Annotated in this window: 21 protein-coding genes; 12 read left to right on the forward strand and 9 right to left on the reverse strand. The window is 58.0% G+C overall.

Annotated features, from left to right (window positions below):
* Positions 1-47: 47 nt before the first annotated feature.
* The 5 genes from KQI26_RS11775 to KQI26_RS11795 form a co-directional block, all read right to left on the reverse strand.
* Positions 48-1,475 (reverse strand): 4Fe-4S dicluster domain-containing protein, encoded by a 1,428-nt coding sequence (locus KQI26_RS11775; RefSeq protein WP_118748366.1) that lies wholly within the window; start codon positions 1,473-1,475, stop codon positions 48-50.
* A 37-nt stretch (positions 1,476-1,512) separates the two neighbouring features.
* Positions 1,513-2,682, reverse strand: coding sequence for a SpoIIE family protein phosphatase (locus KQI26_RS11780; protein WP_216504574.1), 1,170 nt, complete (start codon positions 2,680-2,682; stop codon positions 1,513-1,515).
* Positions 2,679-4,373, reverse strand: a complete 1,695-nt coding sequence (locus KQI26_RS11785) for a [Fe-Fe] hydrogenase large subunit C-terminal domain-containing protein (protein WP_216504575.1) — start codon at positions 4,371-4,373, stop codon at positions 2,679-2,681. The genes KQI26_RS11780 and KQI26_RS11785 overlap by 4 nt, the downstream gene beginning before the upstream one ends.
* Positions 4,374-4,377: 4 nt before the next feature.
* Positions 4,378-4,617 carry an NAD(P)H-dependent oxidoreductase subunit E gene (locus tag KQI26_RS11790; protein ID WP_118426798.1) on the reverse strand — a complete coding sequence of 80 codons (240 nt, stop codon included), beginning with the start codon at positions 4,615-4,617 and terminating at the stop codon, positions 4,378-4,380.
* 172 nt (positions 4,618-4,789) lie between these two features.
* On the reverse strand, positions 4,790-5,983 hold the full coding sequence (locus tag KQI26_RS11795; RefSeq protein ID WP_118748372.1) for an FprA family A-type flavoprotein: 1,194 nt from the start codon (positions 5,981-5,983) through the stop codon (positions 4,790-4,792).
* Positions 5,984-6,226: 243 nt separating this feature from the next.
* On the opposite strand from KQI26_RS11795, the gene KQI26_RS11800 reads away from it, so the two are divergent.
* The 4 genes from KQI26_RS11800 (at position 6,227) to KQI26_RS11815 (ending at position 12,061) form a co-directional block, all read left to right on the forward strand.
* Positions 6,227-7,372 (forward strand): glycerate kinase, encoded by a 1,146-nt coding sequence (locus KQI26_RS11800; RefSeq protein WP_216504576.1) that lies wholly within the window; start codon positions 6,227-6,229, stop codon positions 7,370-7,372.
* A 67-nt stretch (positions 7,373-7,439) separates the two neighbouring features.
* Positions 7,440-7,862: a hypothetical protein gene (locus KQI26_RS11805; RefSeq protein ID WP_216504577.1), complete on the forward strand. Its 423-nt coding sequence runs from the start codon at positions 7,440-7,442 to the stop codon at positions 7,860-7,862.
* A gap of 19 nt (positions 7,863-7,881) precedes the next feature.
* Positions 7,882-9,201: a ClC family H(+)/Cl(-) exchange transporter gene (locus KQI26_RS11810; protein WP_216504578.1), complete on the forward strand. Its 1,320-nt coding sequence runs from the start codon at positions 7,882-7,884 to the stop codon at positions 9,199-9,201.
* A gap of 178 nt (positions 9,202-9,379) precedes the next feature.
* A complete protein-coding gene (locus KQI26_RS11815; protein WP_216504579.1) occupies positions 9,380-12,061 on the forward strand; it encodes a cation-translocating P-type ATPase in 2,682 nt (893 codons plus the stop codon).
* 94 nt (positions 12,062-12,155) lie between these two features.
* On the opposite strand, the gene KQI26_RS11820 is transcribed toward KQI26_RS11815, so the two are convergent.
* Complete coding sequence (locus tag KQI26_RS11820) at positions 12,156-13,016, reverse strand: aminotransferase class IV (protein ID WP_216504580.1); 861 nt, start codon at positions 13,014-13,016, stop codon at positions 12,156-12,158.
* 228 nt (positions 13,017-13,244) lie between these two features.
* Entirely contained in the window at positions 13,245-14,060 is an 816-nt protein-coding gene (locus KQI26_RS11825) for an undecaprenyl-diphosphate phosphatase (RefSeq protein ID WP_216504581.1), read from the reverse strand.
* Between the two features lie 223 nt (positions 14,061-14,283).
* Here KQI26_RS11825 and KQI26_RS11830 point away from each other — a divergent pair, with 223 nt between their 5' ends.
* Both KQI26_RS11830 and KQI26_RS11835 read left to right on the forward strand, forming a co-directional pair.
* Complete coding sequence (locus KQI26_RS11830) at positions 14,284-15,144, forward strand: Mrp/NBP35 family ATP-binding protein (RefSeq protein ID WP_216504582.1); 861 nt, start codon at positions 14,284-14,286, stop codon at positions 15,142-15,144.
* 64 nt (positions 15,145-15,208) lie between these two features.
* Positions 15,209-15,646: a YaiI/YqxD family protein gene (locus KQI26_RS11835; RefSeq protein ID WP_216504583.1), complete on the forward strand. Its 438-nt coding sequence runs from the start codon at positions 15,209-15,211 to the stop codon at positions 15,644-15,646.
* Positions 15,647-15,753: 107 nt separating this feature from the next.
* Here the strand turns inward: KQI26_RS11835 and KQI26_RS11840 are convergent, their stop codons facing one another.
* Complete coding sequence (locus KQI26_RS11840) at positions 15,754-16,668, reverse strand: selenium metabolism-associated LysR family transcriptional regulator (RefSeq protein WP_177613900.1); 915 nt, start codon at positions 16,666-16,668, stop codon at positions 15,754-15,756.
* 127 nt (positions 16,669-16,795) lie between these two features.
* Here KQI26_RS11840 and selD point away from each other — a divergent pair, with 127 nt between their 5' ends.
* Positions 16,796-17,833 carry a selenide, water dikinase SelD gene (gene selD / locus KQI26_RS11845; protein ID WP_216504584.1) on the forward strand — a complete coding sequence of 346 codons (1,038 nt, stop codon included), beginning with the start codon at positions 16,796-16,798 and terminating at the stop codon, positions 17,831-17,833.
* A gap of 78 nt (positions 17,834-17,911) precedes the next feature.
* Here the strand turns inward: selD and KQI26_RS11850 are convergent, their stop codons facing one another.
* Entirely contained in the window at positions 17,912-19,066 is a 1,155-nt protein-coding gene (locus KQI26_RS11850) for an aminotransferase class V-fold PLP-dependent enzyme (protein WP_216504585.1), read from the reverse strand.
* A gap of 116 nt (positions 19,067-19,182) precedes the next feature.
* Between KQI26_RS11850 and yedE the strand changes: the two genes are divergently transcribed.
* From yedE to selB, 5 genes are all read left to right on the forward strand, one after another.
* Complete coding sequence (yedE, locus tag KQI26_RS11855; RefSeq protein WP_216504586.1) at positions 19,183-20,361, forward strand: YedE family putative selenium transporter; 1,179 nt, start codon at positions 19,183-19,185, stop codon at positions 20,359-20,361.
* A 12-nt stretch (positions 20,362-20,373) separates the two neighbouring features.
* Positions 20,374-20,586 (forward strand): sulfurtransferase TusA family protein, encoded by a 213-nt coding sequence (locus tag KQI26_RS11860; RefSeq protein WP_118426764.1) that lies wholly within the window; start codon positions 20,374-20,376, stop codon positions 20,584-20,586.
* Between the two features lie 26 nt (positions 20,587-20,612).
* The gene (locus KQI26_RS11865) at positions 20,613-20,849 is read left to right on the forward strand and encodes a DUF3343 domain-containing protein (RefSeq protein ID WP_216504587.1); all 237 of its coding nucleotides are present in this window, start codon (positions 20,613-20,615) and stop codon (positions 20,847-20,849) included.
* A 137-nt stretch (positions 20,850-20,986) separates the two neighbouring features.
* Positions 20,987-22,381 carry an L-seryl-tRNA(Sec) selenium transferase gene (gene selA, locus KQI26_RS11870; RefSeq protein WP_216504588.1) on the forward strand — a complete coding sequence of 465 codons (1,395 nt, stop codon included), beginning with the start codon at positions 20,987-20,989 and terminating at the stop codon, positions 22,379-22,381.
* Positions 22,382-22,402: 21 nt separating this feature from the next.
* Positions 22,403-24,301, forward strand: coding sequence for a selenocysteine-specific translation elongation factor (selB, locus tag KQI26_RS11875; RefSeq protein ID WP_216504589.1), 1,899 nt, complete (start codon positions 22,403-22,405; stop codon positions 24,299-24,301).
* The last annotated feature ends 234 nt before the right edge of the window (positions 24,302-24,535 follow it).

Genomic DNA, 24,535 nt, shown 5'->3' on the forward strand with positions numbered 1-24,535 from the left:
TGCCTGGGCAAAGAAAGTTTTGGGTGCAGCGTCACGCTGCCACGCCGCTAGAAGTTCAGAATTTCGATGGCGTCCTTGATGGTCTTTTCCATGGCCTCGTGGCCGTATTTGTCCACATCGGCCTTGCTCTTGGGCCCGTGGGTGATGCAGCCTGCGCCGCCGATGCAGCCGCTTTCGCAGGCCATACCCTCGATAAAGTTGTTGGGCAGCACATTCTTGCTGGCCCGGAGCAGGGCGGCTTTGCATTCGGTGATACCGTTGCAGGAAATGGCGTTGAGGGTGAACTCCTCAGGGGAGATACCACATTCCTTCAGGGCCTCTTCCACCGCCACGGCCAGACCGCCGCTGCGGGCAAAGACCCGGCCGAAATAGGAGGCGTTGTCCAGGGCCTCACCGGGGAGAGAGGTAAGGTCGATCTCCTTGCTGTCGAAGAGGGCCTGCAATTCTTCAAAGGTGAGGACGCAGTCCACCAGATCCTTCACCCGCTCCTGCTTCCGCTCGGCCTTTTTGGCGGTGCAGGGCCCGATGAACACCACTTTGCAGCCAGGGTGAATGCGCTTGATGTACTTGGCGATCTCGCCCATGGGGGACAGGTTGTGGGAGATGTGCTGGGCCATGTCGGGGAAGCTCTTGCGGATGTAATCCACAAAGGCCGGGCAGCAGGAACTGGTGAGGAACTTCTTTTCGGCCAGCTCCTGTGCTTCCCGCCAGGCCACCATGTCGGCGCCCAGCGCCACTTCCACCACATTGAAGAAGCCCAGGGCCTTCAGGCCGGAGATCACTTGTTCCACCGTGGCATGATGGAACTGGCTGGAGATGGAGGGGGCTACAATGGCAAAGACCTGGTATTTCTGGTTGTTTTCCGATTTCTGGATCAGGTCGATGCAGTCCAGAATGAAGGACTTGTCGGAAATGGCGCCGAAGGGGCACTGATAGACACAGGCGCCGCAAGCGATACACTTGCTATTATCGATAGAGGCCTTTTTGTTTTCGTCCATGTGGATGGCGCCCACCTTGCAGGCGTTTTCACAGGGACGGGAGGATTTGACGATGGCGCTGTAGGGGCAGGCGCTGACGCAGCGGCCGCACTCAATGCACTTTTCCTGATCGATGACAGCCCGGTGGTTCACAATGGAGATCGCTCCCTTGGGACAGGCATTCATGCACCGGTGGGCGATGCAGCCACGGCAGGATTCGGTGACCCGGATGCCAGCCACAGGACATTCGTCACAGGCGATGTCGATGACCTCGATCACATTGTCGTTTTCCGGATCGCCGCCCATGGCCATGCGCAGGCGTTCTTCCATGATGGCCCGCTCTTTGTAGATGCAGCAGCGCATGGTGGGCTGAGGGCCGGGAACCAGCCGGGCGGCGCTGCCCAGAAGCCCCCGGGCCAGATTGTCTTCCCAGGCCAGAGCGGCCACTTCCTTGAGAGCCTGGTATTTCAGCTCCTGTACTTGTGTATCAAAAACCATAGTATTTGTTCCTTTCCTGTATTCGTTTCGGGAAAGATCAGCAGTATTCCACTGTGACCCGCTTGCCCATTTCCCGCAGGATCTTTTCCAATTTTTCGATGATGCTCATTTTCAGAGAAAAATCGATGTGCAGGGAGGGGGATTGGTGGGAGGGGTTCACCGCTCTTCCCACAAAAAAGTGGATGTCGGTGGCGTCTTCCAGCAGCACCCGGGCGATCTGGGTGGCGGCGTCGCTGCGGGTGTCCCAGTGAGAGGGGATGGATTGGGAGGACGCATAGCGGTCGGCCATCTCCAGCACTCGGCTGAGGGTGACGATGCCCTCGGTGACCAGGTCGATGCCCCGGATTTTGGCCACCGGCGGGATGTCCGGGTCCACATAATCCTCACTGATGATCAGCTGACGCCCCAGATAGCGGCTGACCATTTGGGCGGTGCTGCCGCCGCAGACGATATGGGTGCCTTCGCTGGCGAAAAATCGGTGCATAAAGGCTTCGTCATCCTTTTGCTGACGGGGCGGGCCCACCAGAAGGTTGACCGCCTGACGGGTACGCATTTTGAATACGGCCACCGTCACATCGTCGTCGATGCGCTCCAAATATAGATCCCGGCAGGCATCGGCTACCCGGGTGGCCAGGTTCTTGGCCGAAAGGTCCGGGGTGTAGATCTCCTCCACATACTGAAGCACCCCTTCCCGCTGCCAGCCGTCGGGGATCAGGTTCCCCAATCCGGCATGGGTGACTCCGTCGGTCATCAGCAGGAACACATCGCCGCTTTGCAAAGTCAGACGGCTTTCCAGTATCCGCTTGTCACCCACCATCAGTTCCTGGGTGGGATATTCCACGCTTTTGCCGTCCCGCAGCAAAATGGCCTGGGGATTGTCAAACTGGGCCAGGTAGACCTGCCAGTCGGGAAGCACCTGCATCAGAGTGAAGGTGGAATAGGCCAGCTTGCGCACGCTGCACACCGGCAGAGTCTGGGCCAGGGTGGTGACGCTGTCCCGGATGGACAGGTGGTTGGCCGTCATAGTGGCCAGAATCTTGGCGGTGAGAGTGGCCAGAATATTGGCCTTGACCCCGCTGCCCATGCCGTCGGAGAGCACAAAGGTGGTGGCGTCATCGTCGGAGACGGTGGTGAAAAAGTCCCCGCACAGATCCTCCCCCTGCTTGTTCAGGCTGACAAAGCCGCTTTCCATACATAATGTGTTCATGGCAGTTTTTCCTCTTCCATGGCCACGGTGTTTTTCAGCTGGGTGAGGGCCACCTTGGTTTCGGCCGCCGTCTCGCCCAGGAGAGAGGCGATTTCATGGACAATGCGCATTTGCTTTGCAATGATCTGGTCGGTGATCTCAATGGCATCGCTCTTGGTTTTTTGCAGGGAAAGACGGGTCTTTTCCGCCTGGGTGATGTCCTTCATCAGGCAGATCACCAGATTGTTGTTTTCATCGGAAATAAAGACCTGCTCCACATACTTGTCGTATTGTTCCAGGTAAGTTTTGCGGGCCTTGGTGTGCTCCCCGGAGGAGAAGGCGGTGATGAATTCGAAGTCGTCCATCAGGTCGGAGACCTGGCGGCCGGTGAACACCGTATCTTCGGGCAGGCCTAGAATATCGGCCAGGGCCCGGTTGGCCAGTTTGATGCGCAGGGCGCTGTCCACGGCCAGAATGGCGTTGGGGGAGTTGCTGATGATCTTGTCGGACAAAGATTCGGCCCGTTTTTTCATATAGGGCAGGCACATGGTGATGTCGGCCTTGCCCTGGAAGATGGCAATGGCTTTTTCACGGCAGGTGGAATAGCCGCAGGTGCCGCAGTTCAGCTCATCCGCCGGGCTGTTTTTGCCCAATTTGCGCAAAATATCCTGGATCTCTTCTTCGGTGGGCATTTTGGCCTGGGCATAGCGGGGCTGGAAGGTGCGCTCCAGAGGCAGAGTGGGCTGAGGCGGGAAATCTTCCAGAGTGTCGGCGGTGTGGGCAATGCGGATACGCCCTTCCAGTCGATTGCGGGCGTCGGCACTCATCTTGGGACCGCCGGCGCAGGAGCCGGTGCAACTCCGCAGCTCGATGAAGCAGTGGTGCAGCCGGCCGGCCTTGATCTCGTTCAAGGCGGCAATGCAGTTTTCCAGGCCGTCCACCGACAGATAGGAATAGTCCTCCTGTTTGTTCATGCAGCCGATGACACCTCCCGGCAGGGGGAAGGAACGGCTGCGCCGCCGGGGCTCCGGGCTGCACTGGGCGCCGTGAAGGTCCACCGGCAGTTTGTTGCTGACAAAAAGGGCGTTGAGCTCGTCATAGGTCAGAGCGTAATCGGTGAGCCCCGGGGTCTGGTCGCATTCGTTTTTGGCGGCGATGCAGGAGCCGATGTAGACGATGGCGGCGTCGGGCCCGAAGCGGCGGCGCAGCAGCTTGGCTTCGGCCTGCATGGGGGAGAGCACCGGAGCCAGAAGCGGTACCAGAGAGGGGAAATGCCGCTCGATGAGCAATACCACCGCGGGGCAGCAGGAAGAGAGGATCACATCCCGGTCTCCCTGGGCCACCAGGTTCTCGTACTGGGTTTTGACCAGGCAGGCGCCCTCTGCCGATTCAAAGGCGTCGGCAAAGCCCAGGGTCATCAGCTGGCGGCGCAGCGGCCCGAATTCATCGGGGCCGTACTGGAAGGAAAAGGAGGGCGCCACCATGGCGTATACCGGTTTGTCCGACTGGAGCAGCTGGCGCACCGGCTGGATATCCCACCGGGCCTGGTTGGCATATTGAGGGCAGGCCAGCACACAGCGGCCGCAGAGGACGCAGTCCTCATCGATGACCTCGGTGTGATGATCCCGCATGGCGATGGCTTTCACCGCACACCGGCGGATGCATTTATAGCAGTCCTTGCAGTTGGCTTTTTGAAAGCGCAGAACATCCATGGCCTTATCCTTTCAGCACATACTGGCGGAAGATGTCGGCGGCGTTTTCGGTGGTGACGCCGCTGATGGGCTCCCCATCGATTTTGACGCTCACCCCTTCGCCGCAGTTGCCCAGGCAGAAAGCGGGACGCAGGGTGATCTGCTCTTCCAGCTGGTTTTCGCGAATGAGGTTTTCGAAGATGGTTTTGACTTCGTAAGAACCCTTTACATGGCAGGAACTGCCAATGCAGACTTGTATCATCATAGCAGGTGGCCTCCTTGGAATAAAAATGGGGAGAAACGGGGGAAAGTTCCCCCGTTTTCAGTTCGGAAGTATTATATCAGATACCCGGGGCCTTGAACAGAGCAAAAGGGAGAAAGAGGAAGAAAAGACAGAAAAAAGCCCCCACCGGAGCTGATGGGGGCGAAAAAATTTTTTACTTTTTCAGAGCCTGAGCAAATTCTTTGCCCATTTCCCGGGCATTGGCCAGATCCTCTTCGGTGGGCTTCAGCTTGACCCGCAGGCCGGGCAGAGGCAGCTTGAAGCGCAGGGACTTGAGCCGCTCCATCAGGTTGGGCACGGCCTCGCCGCTCCAGGCAAAGGAGCCGAAAGCGCCGGCCACCTTGCCGCGGTGGATCACCGGGTTGAGCCCCAGAAGCATTTCATACACCGGGGGCAGAGCATCGCCGATCAAAGTTGGGGAGCCCAGCAGGAATCCGTCGGACTGGACGATGGCCTGGAAGGCCTCCTGCTTGTCATCGGTCACCAGGTCGAACATGCGCACATCGGAGACGCCGCCTTCCCGGATGCCCTGGGCGATGTTTTCGGCCAGCTGACGGGTGTAGCCATAGGCAGACACATAGCAGATAGCGGCCATGGGTTCTTTTTTGGCTTCCGGCTGGGACCAGGTGCGGTACATCTCCAGATATTTGGGGATATCCCGGCGCAGCACAGGGCCGTGGCCGTTGCCGATAAACTGGATGTCCAGGTTCTCGATCTTTTTCAAAGCGCCCAGCATATGGGGGTTCTTATAGGGCCCGATGATGTTGTCGAAGTAATATTTGTAAGCTTCGGTGAAATCTCCGTCCATCAGGTCGTTGAACACCCGCTCATCGCTGTAATGGCAGCCGAAGCTGTCGCAGGAGAAGAGGGCCTTTTCTTCGGGGCAATAGGTGTACATGGAATCGGGCCAGTGGAGCATGGGCACCTGGATGAAGCGGAGGGTCAGGCCGCCCAGGTCGATCTTGTCCTTTTCGGTGACAGCCTGGCAGGGGAAGGGCTTGTTGACGATCTCCTGCAAAAAGGACAGGGCGGTCTGGGTGCCCAGCACAGTGGCGTTGGGGGCGATCTCCAGCATCCGGGCCACCGAGCCGGAGTGGTCGGGTTCGGTATGATCCACAACGATGTAGTCGATTTCAGCGGGGTCCATCACCTGGCGGATCTTTTCCAGGTGTTCATCGAAAAATTTATCCTTTACTGTTTCGAACAGGGCGGTTTTTTTGCTGCCCCGCAGCAGATAGGAGTTGTAGCTGGTGCCATGATCGGAGTGCATGACGATGTCAAAGACCCGCAGATCCGGGTCCAGAGCTCCCACCCACCAGATGTGTTCTGTGGCTTGCAATGCTTTCATGAAATCTCCGTCCTTTCTATAATCAATGTGAAAAATCATCGTTTACCGAAATAGTATACTATATCCTGTCAAATTTTCAAGGGTTTTCTCACAGATTTCACATGATTTTTTTTGCATTTTTCCAGCGGGTGTTGTATAGTAGTGTCTATCCAATGAGGATGCCCCCCTTTTTTCGGGAAGAGGATGGGAGGCAATCTGTTGTGAGTGAGGAAAAATTTGCGCATCGCGCGGAGGGAAGAAAAAATGATCTTTGTGGTTGCGCCCGATTCGTTCAAGGGCAGCCTGACTTCGAAAAATTTCTGTGATACGGCGGAGAGCGCTTTGCTGGAGCGGTTCCCCGGGCTTACGGTGTACAAGGTGCCTATGGCCGACGGCGGCGAGGGCACGGTGGAGGCTTTGATTCTGGCCACCGGCGGCAAAAAGCAGAGCTGCTGGGTCACCGGCCCCTTGTTTGACAAGACCATGGCGGCTTATGGCATTATGGGCGATGGGAAAACAGCGGTGATCGAAATGTCCAGCGCCGCAGGCCTGCCCCTGATCCCATCCTGGAAGCGGGACCCCTTCACTTCCACCACTTATGGCGTGGGAGAGCTGATCGAGGACGCTTTGGAAAAAGGATGCACGGAGTTTATCATGGGCATCGGCGGCAGCGCCACCAATGACGGCGGCGCAGGGATGGTGGAGGCCCTGGGGGCCCAGCTGCTGGACAAGGATGGAGTTCCCATCCCGTCGGGGGCGGCAGGACTTCTGAAGCTTCATTCCATCGACCTTTCCGCCATGAATCCCAAGGTGCGTCAGGCCAAGTTCCGGGTGGCCTGCGATGTGTCCAATCCCCTGTGCGGACCTCATGGCGCGGCCTATGTGTTCGGGCCCCAGAAGGGGGCCAAGCCCAAGGATCTGCCCTTGCTGGATGAGGCTTTGCGCCGGTTCAGCCAGGTGGTCAAGCAGGATCTGGGCAAGGATATCCTGGATACCCCGGGCAGCGGCGCCGCCGGAGGCATGGGAGCGGGGCTGATGGCCTTCTTTGACGCCCAGCTGGTTCCCGGCTTCCAGATCGTCAACGAAGGGGTGGGCTTTGAAGCTCTGCTTCAGAAGCTGCGTCCCGATGTGGTCATCACCGGGGAAGGGCGGATGGATGCCCAGTCGGTGATGGGAAAACTGCCGGTGGAAGTGGCCAAGGTGGCCAAAAAATACGGCGCCCGGGTGGTGGCCGTGGTGGGCTGCAAGGGCCAGGGCTATGAAAAGGCCAAGGAAGCCGGCGTGGATGCCATCTACGAGCTGAAAGAAAAAGATATGACCTTGGAATATTCCATGATGAATGCCGCAGAGCTTTTGCACAACAAGCTGCAGAAGATCAATTTTCTGCCGGCGCAGGAAAAGCGGGACTAAACAAGCGGGCAGCAGGTGATGAAATCTGCTGCCTGTTTTCCATAGCCAGCAAAAAGGAGGCGGTTTTGTGGATGTAGTCTATCGTTTTCAATCTTCCATCCCGTATAGCCTGCACGACGGGCGGGTGAAGAGGATGGTGTGGGAGAATGGGGATCTGCGGCTGTTCTTTGAGGATGGATATCTGGAACTTTCCCAACCGCCCTGCCCGGTAGAGGGCCAGGTGCGTATCCGGCAGGTGGACGAGGATTTTTCCTATGTCCATTTTCTCAGCGACTACGGCCGCTTCGGCTCGTTTCAAGGGGAAAAGATGCCTCTTTCGGAGTTTATCCGCCGGTATCCGGATTTTTCCTTTGAGATCGTGGGCGAATACTACGGCTACCAGAGCCTGGTCTATGGGGGCTATCTCTCGATTCCCGAGAGGGAAAGTGTGGTGGATATGACCCTGTCCATCACCTATACCGGGGCCATTGTCTACGAAAGAGCAGAATAAAAAGAGTGGAGGAAGCACGGTGAACGGGGAAGAGGAGAAAGAGCGGCGGCAGGGGCTTTTTTATCTGCTGGAAGGGGCGGTGTGCGGCCTCCTGGCCGGGAGCCTGGCTGTGGGTTACCGCCTGGCCCTGGAGGGGGCTGGAGTTCTTTTGGATCTGGGGCTGGAGATGGGGAGGACCCATCTTTGGTTTTTGCCGCTGTGGTTTGCCCTTTTGATGGCCATGGCCTTCTTGGTTTACCGGCTCACTCGCTGGGCGCCGGAGATCAAAGGGGGCGGTGTGCCCCGGGTGATGGGGGAGCTGGATGGAGCCTTTGACGCCCCCTGGCTGCGGACGGTGCTGGCCAAATTCCTGGGCGGTACGCTATGCGCTGTGGCCGGGCTGTCTTTGGGCCGGGCAGGCCCTTCGGTGCAGCTGGGGGCCATGGCGGGCAAGGGACTGTCCCTGCTGGGAAAGCGGGAGAGGCAGGAGCGACGGCTGATGCTCACTTGCGGCGCGGCCGCCGGTATTGCTGCCACTTTCAATGCTCCTTTTGCCGGTATCCTCTTCGCTCTGGAAGCCCTGCGCCGGGACTTTCGGCCCCGGATGCTCACTCCTTGCATGGCCGCAGCGGTGTGCGCCGATTATGTGGCTTCTGCCCCCTTTGGCTTGACGCCGTTGTTTCGTTTTTCCCTGAATGGCCCCATGGGTTGGCGTATGGGGCCGTTTCTGGTGCTGCTGGGAGCTTTTTTGGGCGTGCTGGGGGCCCTTTACAGCAAAGGAGTGAAAATAGGTCAGGGCCTTTATGGGAAGATCTCCTGGGAGCCGGGACGACTGCTCATTCCCTTTCTGGCCGCCGGTGTGCTGGGGTTCTGGGTACCCGAGGCCCTGGGAAGCGGCGCCGGACTCATGGGCTTGCTGGTGGAGGGCTTGCCGGTGCTGTCCGTGCTTCTGGTGCTGCTGGCTGCCAAAACAGCTCTGTCCCTCCTGTCCTTCTGCTCCGGTGCTCCAGGAGGGCTTTTTCTTCCGGTGCTGTCCATGGGGGCGTTGTGGGGAGGCGTCTGGGCCTATCTGATGGCCGGACTGGGTCTGCCGGGAGACTGGACGGCCAGTTGGGTGATTTTGGCCATGGGCGGCTTTTTTGCCGCTGTGGTGCGTGCACCTCTCACCGCAGCCATGCTCTGTCTGGAAATGACCGGCTCCTTTTCTCAGCTGTTGGCCGTGGCCATGGTCTGCCTCACCGCCCAGGCGGTGTCCGGTCTTTTGGGGATGCCGCCCATTTACCGCCGGCTGCGCCGCCAGCTGGACACAGGGAAAAAAGGCTTGACAAACGGGAGTGGGACCGGTAAGATGAAAGCATAAAAGGGAGTAGTTCAAAGCGTAAACGCAACATCCTGGCACCCGCCTGCGTTTGCGGCCTGTTGAGAGGTAACGAGACTTTTTGCATACGGAATGCGTGTGCAAAAAGTCTCTTTTTGTTTGCAGGCTGAAAATGCTCTCTTTTGGGTATATTGCAAGAAGGAAAAATCATGATGAGGTGATGAACGCGGTGTTTGAAAGCAAGAATGTCTCTCAAACGGAGCAGGAGCTGCAGACCGATCTGCAAAAGGGCCTGAGCCAACAGGAAGCCAAAAACCGGTTGGAGAAGAACGGCCCCAATGCCCTGGTGGAAAAGAAGGGAAAGACAAAGCTTCAGATGTTCCTTTCCCAGCTCAATGAGCCCATGATCTATATCCTGTTTGCGGCAGCGGCCATTTCCCTGCTGCTGAAGGAAGTGTCCGATGCCATCATTGTGCTGATCGTGGTACTGCTCAACGCGGTGATCGGCATGGTGCAGGAGGGCAAGGCCCAGGAGGCTCTGGAGGCTTTGAAAAAGCTGTCCAGCCCCACGGCCATGGTGCGCCGGGACGGCGTGACGAAAGAGATCCCTGCTTCGGAACTGGTGCAGGGAGATGTGGTGGTGCTGGAAGCGGGACGGCAGATCCCTGCTGACCTGCGCCTGACCCAGACCACCAATCTGAAAGTGGACGAATCGGCCCTCACCGGTGAATCGGTGCCGGTGGAAAAGGACTGCAACGCCATTTTGCCCCAGGATGCTCCCTTGGGCGACCGGATCAACATGGGTTATATGACCACCAGCGTCACCTATGGCCGGGGCGAAGGCGTGGTGGCTGCCACCGGTATGGATACCCAGATCGGCCGCATCGCCCAGATGATCAACGAATCGGAAGAAGAACTGACCCCGCTGCAGAAGCGTCTGGCCGACCTGGGCAAGATGCTGGGCGTGGTAGCCATCGCTTTGTGCGTGGCTCTGTTCCTCATCGCCCTGGTGCAGGGGCGGAATGTGGTGGAAATGCTCATCACTGCCATTTCTCTGGCGGTGGCCGCCGTGCCCGAAGGCCTGCCCGCTGTGGTGACCATTGTGCTGGCCCTGGGTGTTCAGCGGCTGGTCAAGGTCAATACCATCGTGCGCCGTCTGCCCTCGGTGGAAACCCTGGGCGCTGTCAGCGTGGTTTGCTCCGATAAAACCGGTACTCTGACCCAGAACAAGATGACCGTGGTACGGGCCTATTGCGACGGGGCCATCTTCCCCGCCGATCAGATGGACAGCAAAGCCCATCGCCGCCTGGTGGAAGGCATGATGCTCTGCAACGACGCCTCCATTGAAAACGGCCAGCGGCTGGGTGATCCCACCGAAATCGCTTTGCTGGATATGGGTGCACCTCTGGGGCTGACCCGTCAGGGCCTGGAGGAAAAGCTGCCCCGTATCGATGAGATCGCCTTTGACTCCACCCGGAAGATGATGACCACCATGCACCGGGAGGGCGAGGGGAACATCTCCTTTACCAAAGGTGCTCCCGACCAGGTGCTCAAGCACTGCGACCGGATACTGGATCGGGGAACGGTGCGGGAGATCACTCCGGCGGACAAAGAGAAGATCACATCGGCCATGCGGGAGATGTCCATGGACGCTCTGCGGGTGCTGGCCCTGGCCTTCCGGGACGATGCGCCCCAGGTGTGTGAAGAGCGCCTGACCTTTGTGGGTCTGGTGGGCATGATCGATCCGCCCCGTCCCGAGGCCAAAGACGCGGTGGAGATCTTCAAGGGCGCTTCGGTGCGCACCGTGATGATCACCGGCGACCACAAGGATACCGCCTTTGCCATTGCCCGGGAGCTGGGCATTGCCGAAAGAGAAAATCAGTGCATGACCGGCGAGCAGCTGGATACCATGACGGTGGATCAGCTGAGCCAGGTGGTGGACGATCTGCGGGTCTTTGCCCGGGTGTCTCCCGAGCATAAGGTGATGATCGTCAAGGCCCTGCGGCAGAAGGGGTATATCGTCTCCATGACCGGCGACGGCGTCAACGACGCTCCTTCCCTGAAGGCTGCTGATATCGGCGTGGCTATGGGCATCACCGGCACCGATGTGGCCAAATCCGCTGCCGATATGGTGCTCACCGACGACAACTTTGCCACCATCCAGAAGGCCATCGAAGAGGGCCGGGGCATTTATGCCAACATCAAAAAATCGGTGCTCTTCCTGCTTTCTTCCAACTTCGGTGAGATCATCACCATGTTTGTGGCCATTCTGGCGGGCCTGGCCGCTCCCTTGAAGGCCATCCACATCCTGTGGGTCAATCTGATCACAGACTCCCTGCCCGGCCTGGCTCTGGGCGTGGACAAAAATGATTCCAAGCTCACTATGCGCCGTCCGCCCCGTGATCCTTCGGAAAGCCTGTTCGCCGAAGGCGGCCTGGCCATGACCCTCTTCTATGGCGCAGTGATCGGCCTGCTGACTTTGAGCGCCTTCCTCTTTGTGCCGGTGCGGATGCTTCTGCAGGAGGGCAGCGCCGTGACCATCGGCGCCATCGACAAGATTCTGGGCGACAGCGCCATCCTGGCCGAGAGCCAGACCTTTGCCTTCACCGTGCTGGGCATTTCCCAGCTGTTCCACGCCATCGGTATGCGCAATGTGGAAAAGTCGGTGTTCCGCAACAACCTGATGGAAAACAAGTTCATGATCCTGGCTGTGATCATCGGCTTTGCGCTCCAGATCGCTGTGACCGAGATTCCCTTCCTGGTGAAGGTGTTTGGCACATACAGCCTGCATCTCAACGAGTGGCTCATTCTGACGGCGGTGTCCGCTATTCCGCTTCTGCTTCACGAGCTGCTGGTGTCGGTGTTCCGCCACGCTTCCAAAAAGCGTAGTCAGAAAAAATAAAGCAAAAGAAAAATCCCGGGGATTTCCCCGGGATTTTTTGCGTCTTAGCGAAAGAAGGATACGGTTGGATTTTTGCAGGCGGCCACGCCGCTTATCAGCAGGAGAAGGTCTGGCTGTGAGTCTCTTCGTTGAACCAGGCGGCGTAGGCGTCCTGAAGGCGCTTCACCAGATCCTGGGCCTTGTCGCCCACCGGTTTGCCGTCAATGTGGCTCACCCGGTTGCACAAGGCGCCGGAATTGGTCACCAGTACTTCGTCGGCGTCAAAAAGCTCTGTCAGGGTGATGGGGGCCTCCTTCACCGGGATGTCCATCTTGTGGGCCAGTTCCATCAGGTGCTTGCGGGTGATACCCGGCAGGATCAGGTTGTCGGCGGGAGGAGTGCACAGTGCCCCGTCCTTGATCATCATGATGTTGCTGTGGAAGCCTTCGGTCACATAATCGCCCCGGTGATAGACGGCTTCGTCCACACCCTGCTCCACGGCTTGCTGGGCGGTGAGCACATTGGGCAGCAGGTTGAGGGTTTTTACATTGAGCATATGATGGCGGATATCCGGGGCGGTCATCAGAGTAAGCACCTTTTCCGGCGGGGTCATCTCACAGGGAGTGAGGTAGACCAGAAGATTGGCCGGTGTGCCCGCAGGAGGGAAGGCGTGACTGCGCTCTCCCGAGCCCCGGGTGGTGTGCCAGTAAAGGAGATAGCAGCCGTCCTCCACCTTGGCGCACAGGTCGCACAAAAGCTGGCGTAGTTCCTGTTTGCTCATGGCAAAGGGGATGCGGGCGGCCTGGAAGCTGCGGAAAAACCGGTCGATGTGGTCATCGATGGCAAAGGGGATGTGGTTGGCCGAGGTGGTGGCGTCGTAGACGCCGTCGCCGAAATAAAGCCCCCGATCGGTGAAGGGGACGGTGAGCTCCTCCGGAGCGCCGATCTTGCCGTTGTAATAGCCGAGACTTTTCATGGGAAAGTGCCTTCCTTTCTGTATTTTTGTAAAATGGCCGATGAAAGCAGTATACCACAGCCATTTAAAAGAGAAAAGAGCCGGAAAAATTTTCTCCGGCTCTTAGGCGGTCAAAAGCGTATTTGGTGGGTGACCTCACAAGCAAATATTTTTTGTCCGGGTATAGGAAACCTACCGGAGCAAAGAGAAGAATGGGAGCGGCGGCTTGCCGCCGGCCCTCGAGTGAGATTACTTGAGGATATAGAAATAGCCCAGCACCAGAAGGCCCAGCACGATGCGATACCAGCCAAAGGCGGTGAAATCGTGGCGGCGGATATAATGCAGGAGGAAGCGGATGGCGAAGAGGGAGACCAGGAAGGCCACAGCAGCCCCGGTGAGCAGCACAGCCCACTCAGCACCGGTAAAGGCAAAGCCCACCTTCAAAAGCCGCAGGAAGCTGGCACCCAGCATCACCGGGATGGCCAGGAAGAAGGAAAACTCCGAAGCCACTTTCCGGGAGCAGCCCAGGATGGATGCACCCAGGATGGTGGAGCCGGAACGGGAAGTGCCGGGCACCAGGGAGAGGCACTGGAATACACCGATGAGAAAGGCGGTTTTATAGCTCAGGTGGTCGATGTTATCTACCTTGGGCTTGCGTTTGTTTTTTTCCAGTACCAGAAAGGCAATGCCGTAAATGATGAGGGCCAGAGCCACCACCACAGCAGTGCTGATGCGCTCCACTGCTTCATCAAAAAGGATGCCCAGCACACCGGCAGGAATGGCGGCCACAATGATGTGCAGCCACAGGGAAACGGTGTCGATCTTCTGGTTTCGGTCCTTCTTGGGGGAGAAGGGGTTGAGCTGATGGAAATAAAGCACCACCACTGCCAGAATGGAACCCAGCTGGATCACCACCAGGAAGGTGTTCCAGAATTCCGGGGTACAGCGGAGATGGACCAGCTCGTCCAGCAGGATCATATGGCCGGTGGAGCTGATGGGAAGCCATTCGGTGATGCCCTGCACCAGGCCGAAAAGCACCGCCTTGAGAAGTTCGATCAAAAGCATAGCAGTCCTCCTTGGGATATGGGTCAAAGTTTCTGTCTGTGCCATTGTAGCACATAGCGAGGGGAAAAAGAACCGGTTTTCCCAAATTCCCGGGGATTTTTCCCCACTTGCGGCTTTTCCCAGGAGGGGTTATAATAGGGGAGCCGGAAGGCCCCGGCGGTAAACAAATGGAAAATGCAGTTTATGCGATACTTTATCTAATAAGTAAGGAGGCGCACATTCCATGAGCGAAGGGTGCACACACAACTGCGAAACTTGCAGCCAAAACTGCGGGGAACGCAATTCTCCCCGGAATATGGTGGAAAAACCCAATCCGGGCAGCCGTGTCAACAAAGTCATTGGTGTCGTCAGCGGTAAGGGTGGCGTAGGCAAGAGCTTGGTCACTTCTCTTCTGGCGGTGTCCATGCAGAGAAAGGGCTACAAGGCCGCCGTGCTGGATGCCGACATCACCGGCCCTTCCATTCCCCAGATCTTCGGCGTTCACGAAAAAGCCCGGGGCAATGGCCAGGGCATTCTGCCGGCTCACAGCGAAAGCGGCGTGGATCTGATGTCCATCAACCTGCTGCTGGAGCATGAAAGCGATCCTGTGGTGTGGCGTGGCCCGGTGATCGCCACCACCGTCAAGCAGTTCTGGACCGATGTGGTGTGGGGGGATGTGGACTTTATGTTCGTGGACATGCCTCCGGGAACCGGTGATGTGCCACTGACGGTGTTTCAGTCCCTGCCTGTGGACGGCATCATCATTGTCACCTCTCCCCAGGAACTGGTGAGCATGATCGTGAAGAAGGCCATGAAAATGGCCCAGCTGATGGATGTGCCCGTCATCGGCGTGGTGGAGAACATGAGCTATGTGGAGTGCCCCGACTGCGGCAAGAGGATCATGATCTATGGCGAGAGCAAAACCGCTCAGGCCGCCGCAGAAGAAGGTCTGCCCCTGCTGGCTCAGATGCCCATCAATCCCAAACTGGCCGCTTTGTGCGACGCCGGTAAGATTCAGGATTTCGAAGGTGATTTCCTGGACAAGGCCGTGAAAATGGTGGAGGATTTCCAGAACTGGGATCTGGAAGAGGACGAGGATTTCTAAACAAGCAAAACAGCAAAGCGGCGGCCAACCGGCTGCCGCTTTTTCTCAGAAAGGAGGGGGCTGCTTGAGGGTTTTGGTGGATGCCGATGCCTGCCCGGTGCGGGAGATCATCGTCAGGCTGTGCCGGGAAAAGCATATCCCGCTGGTGATGGTCACCGACACCAGCCACCGGATCAATGACGGATACAGCCGGGTGATCACGGTGGACAAAGGGCAGGACAGCGCCGATCTGCGCCTGGCCAATGAAATGGAAAAAGGGGATATTGTTGTGACCCAGGATTATGGGGTGGCGGCCCTGGCCCTGGGGAAGGGATGCCAGGCTGTAAGCCAGGATGGACTTTTGTTCACCGGGGAAAATATCCAAGGGCTGCTCTTTTCCCGTCATGTGGGGCAGAAGGTTCGCCGGGGCGGCGGGCGCACCCGAGGGCCGAAAAAGCGGGAAAAGGCTCAGGATGCGCTGTTTGAACAGGCGTTCCGCAAACTGCTGGAAGCCTCCCGCTAGGCAAAAAAATAAAAGCGCAGCCAACCTTGGTTAGACAAAGGTCAGGCTGCGCTTTTCTTGTGCCGTGAAACTCTCCTGGCGCAGTCCATGCGCCCAGAGAAAGAAGATCAGGCTTTTTCCGGATGCTGTTCAAAATAGTCCCGGGCAAATTTCATAAAAGCTTCGGCTGCCGGGGAAAGGGGACGGTCCTTGTGGTAGACGAAATAGAATTTCCGCTGGAGGAATTCGCTTTTCAGGTCGAAAATCAGAAGCAGGCCGAAGCGGGCGTAATCCTCTGCGGCGATGCGGGAGGTGATGGAGACGCCCAGTCCCTTGGAGACCGCCTGTTTGATGCTTTCGGTGCTGTCCATCTGGGCGATGAGATGGAGGGATTTAGGGTCCACACCCATATTGCTCAGGGATTCCTCGGTTTCCTTCCGGGTGCCGGAACCGTATTCCCGCAGGATGAAAGGCTCCTTTTTCAGCATGGACAGAGGAAAATTTCCCTTCAGTTCCCGGTATTTTTCCAGGTTGGGGGTGATGAGCACCAGCTGATCAGAGGCAAAAGGTTCAAAGACGCATTTGTTCTTTTCCAGCTGGGTTCCCACGATGCCGATTTCGGCGTCCATGTTGATGATGTGGTTGGCCACTTCCCGGCTGTCATATTGCTTCAGCTCAAAAAACAGGTTGGGATAGTCCTTGGCCATCTGGGGCAGAAGCTCGGGGAGGAGATACTGGGAGGGGACGGTGGAAGCGGCGATCTCCAGTGTGCCCCGGATATCGGTGGCGCAGCTTTTGACCGACAAAATGGCTTTGTCCCGCATCCGCAGCATTTCGCTGGCGTATTCGTAGAAGATCTTTCCCGCCTTGGAAGGGTAGACTTCCTTGGTGGAGCGGATGATGAGCTTTGTGCCAAATTCGCTTTCCAATGCGCTGATGTGAGCGCTGATGGTGGGCTGGGAAAGATAGATTTCCTCCGCCGCCTTGGAAAAGCTTTTGAATTTGATCACATTCACAAAGGCTTCCAGTTGCTTGAAATGCATAATCAGGCTTCCTTTCATTGTGGCTTCCCGCAAGGTTATCCCTTGCCAAGAGCGGTTTGTTGCGATATGATAGGCAATGACATTGGCCCACGGCCGGTGAAAACAAAAGAGAAAGGCGGTAATGGCGATGAACGGAAAACCCAGGCTCACTGAGCTGACCAAAAGCGGTGGGTGAGCATCCAAGATAGGACCGGGTGTCCTCAATGATGTCCTTGCCAAATTGCCCAAATTCCAGGACGAAAATCTGCTGGTGGGGTTTGACTCCAGCGACGATGCCGCCGTTTACAAGGTGCGGGAGGATCTGGCCATTGTGCAGACAGTGGACTTCTTCCCTCCCATGGTGGACGACCCCTATGTATTCGGCCAGATCGCGGCCACCAATTCCCTCAGCGATGTATACGCCATGGGTTCCACTCCGGCTACGGCCATGAACCTCATCTGCTTCCCTTCCTGTCTGCCGGTGAGTATTATGGGCGAGATTCTGGCGGGTGGCTATGCCAAAGTACAGGAGGCCGGAGCCATCATTGCCGGTGGCCATACCATCGAAGACGAAGAGCCCAAATACGGCCTGTGCGTCACCGGTTTCATCCATCCCAAGGATGTGCTGACAAACGCCGGATGCCAGGTGGGCGACGCCCTGGTGCTCACAAAGAGCCTGGGCACCGGCATTCTGTCCACCGGCGGCAAAGCCGATCTTCTCACCGATGGGGAATATAAGCGCATGGTGGAGCTGATGACCACCCTGAACAAATACGCCCGGGACTGCATGGTCCGGGTGGGGGCTCATGCCTGCACCGACATCACCGGCTTTGGCTTTCTGGGCCATGCCTACGAAATGGCGGCTGGCAGCGGCATGACGCTGGTCATCGATTCCCGCCGGGTGCCGGTGGAACAGAAGGCCCTGGAACTGGCCCAGGAGGGGATCATTCCCGGCGGGGCCTATAACAACCGGGGCTACCTCCAGGACGATGTGGAGATGGGGAGCGGGGTGTCTCTGGAGCTGAGCGATGTGCTCTACGATCCTCAGACCGCCGGCGGTCTGCTCATCTCCCTGCCGGAGCACAAAGCACCGGAGCTGCTGCGTCAGCTGGAAGAGTTCACCGGCGACGCCCGTTTGGTGGGGTATGTGAAGCCCTTTGACGGCAAGAGCATCGTGGTGAAGTAAAAGGCAAGAATGGTTTCCCGGCGCCGACGGCGCCGGGAACAGAGCGGGACCCGTGTGGGTCCCGCTTTTTTGTTTGTGTTAGCCCTGGGTGAGGATCTTCCGCAGGCCCTCAATGCAGGTGTCCACTTCCTCCGGGGTGTTGTGATGACTGAAGGAGAAGCGGACAGTGCCCTGGGGGAAGGTGCCCAGGCTCTTGTGGGCCCGGGGGGCACAGTGCAGGCCGCAGCGGGTCATGACGCCGTACTGGTTGTCCAGCAGGAAGGAGACTTCCGCATTGTCCATCTTCTGAAAATCAAGGGAAACAATAGCGGCCCGGTCCTGGGTATCCAGCTTGCCCACCACACGGGTGTCAGGCAGAGTGAGAGCGCCGTCGATGAACCGTTGGCAGATGGCCAGTTCCTGGCGGGCGATGTTTTCAATGCCGTATTCCTCCAGATAGGTGAGGGCCCGGTGGAGTCCGGCAATGCCTGGAAGATTCATGGTGCCCGATTCAAACCGGTCGGGCATGAAGTCGGGCACTTCTTCGCTGTCGCTGCGGGAGCCGGTGCCGCCGGAGATGAGAGGGGTCATCTGAGAGCACAGCTCATCCCGCAGCAGCATGCCGCCCACGCCCTGAGGACCACGCAGGCCCTTGTGGCCGGTGAAGCACAAAGCGTCGATGTGCATTTTTTCCATGTCGATGGGAGAGACGCCGGCGGTCTGGGCGGTGTCCACCACAAAGATCAGGCCATGGCGGGCGCAGATCCCACCTACCTGCTGGATAGGCAGCATGGTGCCGCACAGATTGGAGGCGTGGAGCATCATCACGGCCCGGGTGTTAGGGCGAATCAGGTCCTCCACCTTCTGGGGGTCCAGCACCCCGTCCCGGTCGGCCTGAGCGGCATCAAAGGTCACGCCCTGATGGGCCATCTGCACCAGAGGGCGCATCATGCCGTTGTGCTCCATGGAGCTGACGATCACATGATCTCCCGGCTTGAGCAGGCCCTTGATCACATAGTTGAGGGAGTAGGTGATGCTGGGGGTGAAGACCACATTGCGGGATTCTGAAAAATGAAACAGACGGCACAGCTGTTCCCGGGTAGTGAGCACCATGTCGGCCACTTCGTAGGCGCCTTCATAACCGCCCCGGTTGATGTTATAGGCCCCGTGCTCGATGATATCCCGGATCGCGTCTCCCACCCCAGGGGCTTTGGGGAAGGAGGTGCTGCCGTTGTCGAAATAGATTTTCTCCACGATAAACCCTCCAATAAAAGGGCCGTTTCGTCCCAAAGGGACACGGCCCGTCCAGATGTACCCTTATTATACATGAAAGGCGGGGACAAGACCATGTTTATTGATAAAATCTATAAATGCCATTTGAAATATTAAAAATAAGTATTATACATTTGGGAAGGTATGGGATAAAATGGGCGGAGAAATCAATGGGGCGCAGGCCCCAAGAAAAAAGAAGGGGAATGAAGAACATGAAGAACAAAAAGACGCTATGGATGATCCTCACCGGTTTGATCATCGGCGCCATTTCGGTGGTGCTGGTGGCCAATGGCAATCCCAAGAACATGGGATTCTGCATCGCCTGCTTTATCCGGGATATCGCCGGCGGCGTGGGAATGCATCAGGCGGCCATCGTGCAGTACATCCGGCCGGAGATCATTGGTCTGGTGCTGGGCGCTTTGATTATGTCGGTGGCCGGCAAGGAGTTCAAGGCCCAGGGAGGCTCTTCTCCCGCCACCCGGTTCGTGCTGGGCTTTTTCGTCATGGTGGGTGCACTGATGTTTTTGGGCTGCCCCCTGCGGATGGTGCTGCGCATCGCCGGCGGCGATCTGAATGCTGTTGTGGGCCTGGTAGGTTTTGTGGTGGGCATCCTGGCCGGTATTTTCTGCCTGAACCAGGGCTTCAGCCTGCGGCGCACCTATGAGCAGAGCCCTCTGGAAGGCGGCATGATCTCTGCCATCAATGTGGCCCTTCTGGTGTTGGTGGTGGCTGCACCTCCTGTGATCTATTTCAGCACAGAAGGCCCTGGCTCCATGCGGGCCCCTCTGCTGCTGGCTCTGGCTGCCGGTCTGGTGGTGGGCGCGCTGGCCCAGAAGACCCGCCTTTGCATGGTGGGCGGCATCCGGGATGCCGTGCTCTTTAAGGACTTTTATCTGCTGTGGGGCTTTATCGCCATCATCGTGGCCGCCCTCATCGGCAACCTGATCACAGGTAACTTCACTCTGGGCTTTGCCGGTCAGCCGGTGGCTCATACCGACGGCCTGTGGAACGCTCTGGGCATGGTGCTGGTGGGCTTTGCCAGCGTGCTGCTGGGCGGCTGCCCTCTGCGCCAGCTGATCCTGGCCGGCAGCGGCAACAGTGACAGCGCCATTACCGTGCTGGGCCTCTTTGTGGGCGCTGCTTTCTGCCATAATTTCAAGCTGGCCGCTTCTGCCGAAGGCCCCACGCCCAATGGCAAGATCGCTGTGATCGTGGGTCTTGTGGTGGTGGCTGTCATCGCCTTTGTAAACATCCAGAAACAGAAAAAGAACAGCTAGGAGGAAAGAATCATGGCTGACAACAATGTGGTAGACGCCCGGGGCCGTTCCTGCCCCGAACCTGTGATCCTCACCAAGAAGGCTTTGAGCAAAAACGGCAACAAGGCCCAGGTGCTGGTGGACAATCAAGTGGCTGTTGACAATATCACTCGTTTCGCCGAAAATAAAGGTCTGAAGGTCTCCGTCACAAAAGGGGATGGAGAGTTCAAGCTGACCATCGGTTAAAAACAAAAGGAAAAGGAGCGGCAGCCGTGACCTATATCGCCACATTTTACACTCATTTCGGCGCTTTGACCTTTCAGCGGGAACAAAAGCGCCGGGGACTTAATGCCCAGATGATGCCGGTGCCCCGGGCTCTCAGCGCCTCTTGCGGCGTGTGCGTGCGCTTTGCCCAGGAAGAGGCACCCCAGGTGGAAGGGGCCACCGATCTGGAAGGGCTTTATCAGGAGGAAAATGGCGGTTACCGCTGCGTTTTCCAGGCGGAATAGAAAAAAGGCCGGCAAGTCCGGCCTTTTTTCCTGTTTTCCCGGCCTTGCGGGAGGGCTTGGGGATGATGTATAATAAGTGCACTATGGCCGCCTTTTGGGCGGGACGATGAATTTTCAAAAGACAGGATGAGATAGAGATGGAGATCAAAAAAGAATTGCTGCGCTCGATCCCCAAGGTGGACGAGGTGCTGGCCCAGCCCCAGGTGAAAAAAGCCATGGAAGAGGGCCGCAGCCAGGTGACCGACGGGGTGCGCCAGGTGTTGGACGGTCTGCGGGAGCAGATCCTCCGGGGCGAAGAGCCGGACCTGACCCTGGAAGGGGTGACCCGGGCGGTGCTGCAGCAGGTGGAGGAAAACAGCCGCATGAGCCTGCGGCCGGTGATCAACGGCACCGGTATTGTGTTGCACACCAACCTGGGCAGAGCGGTGATGTGCCATGAGGCCGCCCAGGCTGCCATGGATGTGGCGGAAAACTACAACACTCTGGAGTATGACTGCGAAAAGGGACGCCGGGGCAGCCGGTACAGCCATGTGGAGGATCTGATTTGCCGCCTCACCGGGGCGGAAGCCGCTTTGGTGGTCAACAACAACGCCGCCGCCGTCATGCTGGTGCTGGGCACCATGGCGAAGAACAAGCAGCTCATCGTTTCCCGTGGGGAGCTGGTGGAGATCGGCGGCTCCTTCCGTGTGCCCGAGATCATGGAGCAGAGCAACTCCACCTTGCTGGAGGTGGGCACCACCAACAAGACCCATCCTTCGGATTATGAAAACGCTATCGGCCCGGATACTGCCGCATTCCTTAAGGTGCACACCAGCAACTATAAGATCATGGGCTTTACAGAGGAAGTGTCGGTGGAAGAGCTGGTGGAGATGGGCAAGCGCCACGATCTGCCGGTGATCTACGACCTGGGCAGCGGTGCGCTGGTGGATCTGGCCCAGTACGGCATCGAAAGCGAGCCCACAGTGCAGCAGGCCATGGCCGCCGGAGCCGATGTGACCTCTTTCAGCGGAGACAAGCTGTTGGGAGGACCTCAGGCTGGCATCATCATCGGCAAAAAGAAATATGTGGACGCCATGAAGAAAAATCCCCTCACACGGGCGCTGCGCATCGACAAATTGACCCTGGCCGCGTTGGAAGCCACTTTGCGCATCTATCTGGAGCCCGATGAGATCGCCCGGAAGATCCCTACCTATCGGATGCTCTCCATGTCCATGGATGAACTGCGCAGCAAGGGCAACCGTCTGCTGCGCCGTCTGAAAAAGGTGCCCGGCCTTTCCTGTGCTCTGTCTCAGGAGGAAGGCCAGGTGGGTGGCGGCAGCGTGCCCACCCAGATGCTTCCCACCTGGGCGGTGGCCATGGAACATGAAAGCGTTACCGTGGATCAGATGGAAAGCCGGCTGCGCTCCTGCCGCATCCCGGTGATCGGCCGCATCTCCAAGGATCGTCTGCTGCTGGATATGCGCACCGTACAGGAAGAGTATTTTGGCTATATCGCCCAGTGTCTGCTGGAGGTCACAGGGGGCGCCAAGTAAAAGCGCCGGGGAGGAATCACAATGAACAACATCATCATCGGCACCGCCGGTCATGTGGACCACGGCAAAACCTGCCTGATCCGGGCACTCACCGGCATTGAAACCGACCGGCTGCGGGAGGAAAAGAAGCGGGGCATCACCATTGAGCTGGGTTTTGCTTATCTGGACCTGCCCGACGGCGGGAGAGCGGGCATCATCGATGTGCCTGGCCACGAAAAATTCGTCCGCAATATGCTGGCGGGGGCGGGAGGCATCGACCTGGCCCTGCTCATCGTGGCCGCCGACGAAGGGGTCATGCCCCAGACGGTGGAGCACCTGGGTATTTTGTCCCTGCTGGAGATCCAGCACGGCATCATCGTCCTCACCAAGACCGATATGGTGGACGAGGACTGGCGGGAGCTGGTGGCCGAGGACATCCGCAGCCAGGTGAAGGGCACTTTCCTGGAGGATGCCCCCCTCATTCCGGTATCCTCCTATACCGGCGAGGGTATTGAGGAACTGCGTCAGGAGATTTTCCGCCAGATCTCCCTGCTGGGAGGCAAAAAGCTGGACATCCCCTTCCGTATTCCGGTGGACCGGGTCTTTTCCATGGAAGGCTTCGGCACCGTCATCACCGGCACCATGATCGAAGGCCAGCTGAAAGAAGGGGATGAGGTGATGCTCTACCCCGGGGAGAAGATGGGCAAGGTGCGCAACATCCAGGTGCACTCCCAGAGCGTGGGCACCGCCTATGCCGGACAGCGGGTGGCGGTAAACTTCTCCAACCTGAAAAAAAGCGATATCCAGCGTGGCGATGTGGTGGCCGTGCCCGGCTCCATGCACACCACCATGATGGTGGATGTGCGCTTGAATGTGCTGAAAGATGCCAAACGGGTCATCAAAAACACCAGCCGTCTTCATTTCTACCACGGCAGCCGGGAAGTGCTGTGCAAAGCGGTGCTGCTGGAAGGAGATGTGCTGGAAGCGGGCCAGAGCGCCTTTGCCCAGCTGCGGCTGGAAGAAGAAGTGGCCCTCAAGGCAGGAGACCATTTTGTGGTGCGGTTTTATTCCCCTCTGGAGACCGTGGGCGGCGGTGTGGTGCTGGACCCCAGCCCCTTTAAGCGCCGTCGTGGGGATGAACAGGCTCTGGAAGGGCTGCGGGTGCTGGAAAAAGGCAGTCTGAAAGATAAGATCGAGCAGGGCATCCGGGAAGGAAGCACTCACTACCGGCTGTTGGATTTTGTGGCGGTGCAGTTTGGCACCAGCCTGGAAGAGGCCAGAGCTTTGGCCAGAGAGCTGGAGCAGGAGGGAAAGATCGTTCGGATTGCCGGAGACCTGTACCTCCACCGGGATTTTGCCGAAGCCCAGGGCAAGCGCCTCAGCGAGATTTTGCGGGAGTATCACACCGCCAATCCCTTGAAAGAGGGCATGAAGAAGGAAGAGGTGCGCACCCGGTTTCTGCCCCGCCAGGAGCAGGCGGTGGCTGACGGTATGCTGGCCTATTATGAAAAAGTGGAACGGATCAAGATCGTAAATGGTCTGGTGTCCCTGTTCAAATTCAAGGTGAAACTGGACGAAGAAGCCTCCCGGATGATGAAGGAGATGGAAAAAATCTATCTGGACGGGGGTTATGCGCCGCCAGCCACCGAGGATGTGCTGGCCCAGATGGGCAAGGACCAGAAAAAGGCCCAGCAGGTGCACAACGCCCTGATCGGCGCCGGAATCCTGGTGCGGATGGATGCCCAGATCTGCTTTGCCCGGCAGCACTATGATGAGGCGGTGGAGCAGATCAAGGAGCAGATCCGTGCCCAGGGACAGATCACCTTGGGCGAAGTGCGGGATCTGCTGGGAACCTCCCGAAAATACGCCATGGTGATTCTGGAAACCCTGGATCGGGAAAAGGTCACCAAAAAAGTGGGAGACGCCCGGGTGCTTCTGTAAATCGTTTCATAAAAATCAAAAAGCCTGCCGGAGAATCCTCTCCCGTTTCAGACTGTCGAAAAACCTATATAACGAAAAGGGTCGTCCGCCCTACCCCTATAAATCCGCAAAAAGCCGCGACCTGTGCGTGGCTTTTTGCACTTCTCAAGGGGCAAGTGTGCGCCAAAGGCGTGCATACAGCCCCTTGCAAAAACTCGAAAAAGTGGCCTAAGCCACTTTTTCGACACGCTCAAG

The organism is Intestinimonas sp. MSJ-38 (assembly GCF_018917925.1).
GTDB lineage: Bacteria > Bacillota > Clostridia > Oscillospirales > Butyricicoccaceae > Pseudobutyricicoccus.

What these genes read in the sequence shown, in the direction of transcription:
- KQI26_RS11820 (WP_216504580.1), bottom strand. Translation starts at nt 13,016, where the DNA reads ATGAAAAGTCTCGGCTATTACAACGGCAAGATCGGCGCTCCGGAGGAG.
- KQI26_RS11795 (WP_118748372.1), bottom strand. Translation starts at nt 5,983, where the DNA reads ATGAAAGCATTGCAAGCCACAGAACACATCTGGTGGGTGGGAGCTCTG.
- KQI26_RS11825 (WP_216504581.1), bottom strand. Translation starts at nt 14,060, where the DNA reads ATGCTTTTGATCGAACTTCTCAAGGCGGTGCTTTTCGGCCTGGTGCAG.
- KQI26_RS11815 (WP_216504579.1), top strand. Translation starts at nt 9,380, where the DNA reads ATGAACGCGGTGTTTGAAAGCAAGAATGTCTCTCAAACGGAGCAGGAG.
- KQI26_RS11775 (WP_118748366.1), bottom strand. Translation starts at nt 1,475, where the DNA reads ATGGTTTTTGATACACAAGTACAGGAGCTGAAATACCAGGCTCTCAAG.
- yedE (WP_216504586.1), top strand. Translation starts at nt 19,183, where the DNA reads ATGCCATTTGAAATATTAAAAATAAGTATTATACATTTGGGAAGGTAT.
- KQI26_RS11785 (WP_216504575.1), bottom strand. Translation starts at nt 4,373, where the DNA reads ATGGATGTTCTGCGCTTTCAAAAAGCCAACTGCAAGGACTGCTATAAA.
- KQI26_RS11830 (WP_216504582.1), top strand. Translation starts at nt 14,284, where the DNA reads ATGAGCGAAGGGTGCACACACAACTGCGAAACTTGCAGCCAAAACTGC.
- KQI26_RS11800 (WP_216504576.1), top strand. Translation starts at nt 6,227, where the DNA reads ATGATCTTTGTGGTTGCGCCCGATTCGTTCAAGGGCAGCCTGACTTCG.
- KQI26_RS11780 (WP_216504574.1), bottom strand. Translation starts at nt 2,682, where the DNA reads ATGAACACATTATGTATGGAAAGCGGCTTTGTCAGCCTGAACAAGCAG.
- KQI26_RS11860 (WP_118426764.1), top strand. Translation starts at nt 20,374, where the DNA reads ATGGCTGACAACAATGTGGTAGACGCCCGGGGCCGTTCCTGCCCCGAA.
- selA (WP_216504588.1), top strand. Translation starts at nt 20,987, where the DNA reads ATGGAGATCAAAAAAGAATTGCTGCGCTCGATCCCCAAGGTGGACGAG.
- selB (WP_216504589.1), top strand. Translation starts at nt 22,403, where the DNA reads ATGAACAACATCATCATCGGCACCGCCGGTCATGTGGACCACGGCAAA.
- KQI26_RS11790 (WP_118426798.1), bottom strand. Translation starts at nt 4,617, where the DNA reads ATGATGATACAAGTCTGCATTGGCAGTTCCTGCCATGTAAAGGGTTCT.
- KQI26_RS11840 (WP_177613900.1), bottom strand. Translation starts at nt 16,668, where the DNA reads ATGCATTTCAAGCAACTGGAAGCCTTTGTGAATGTGATCAAATTCAAA.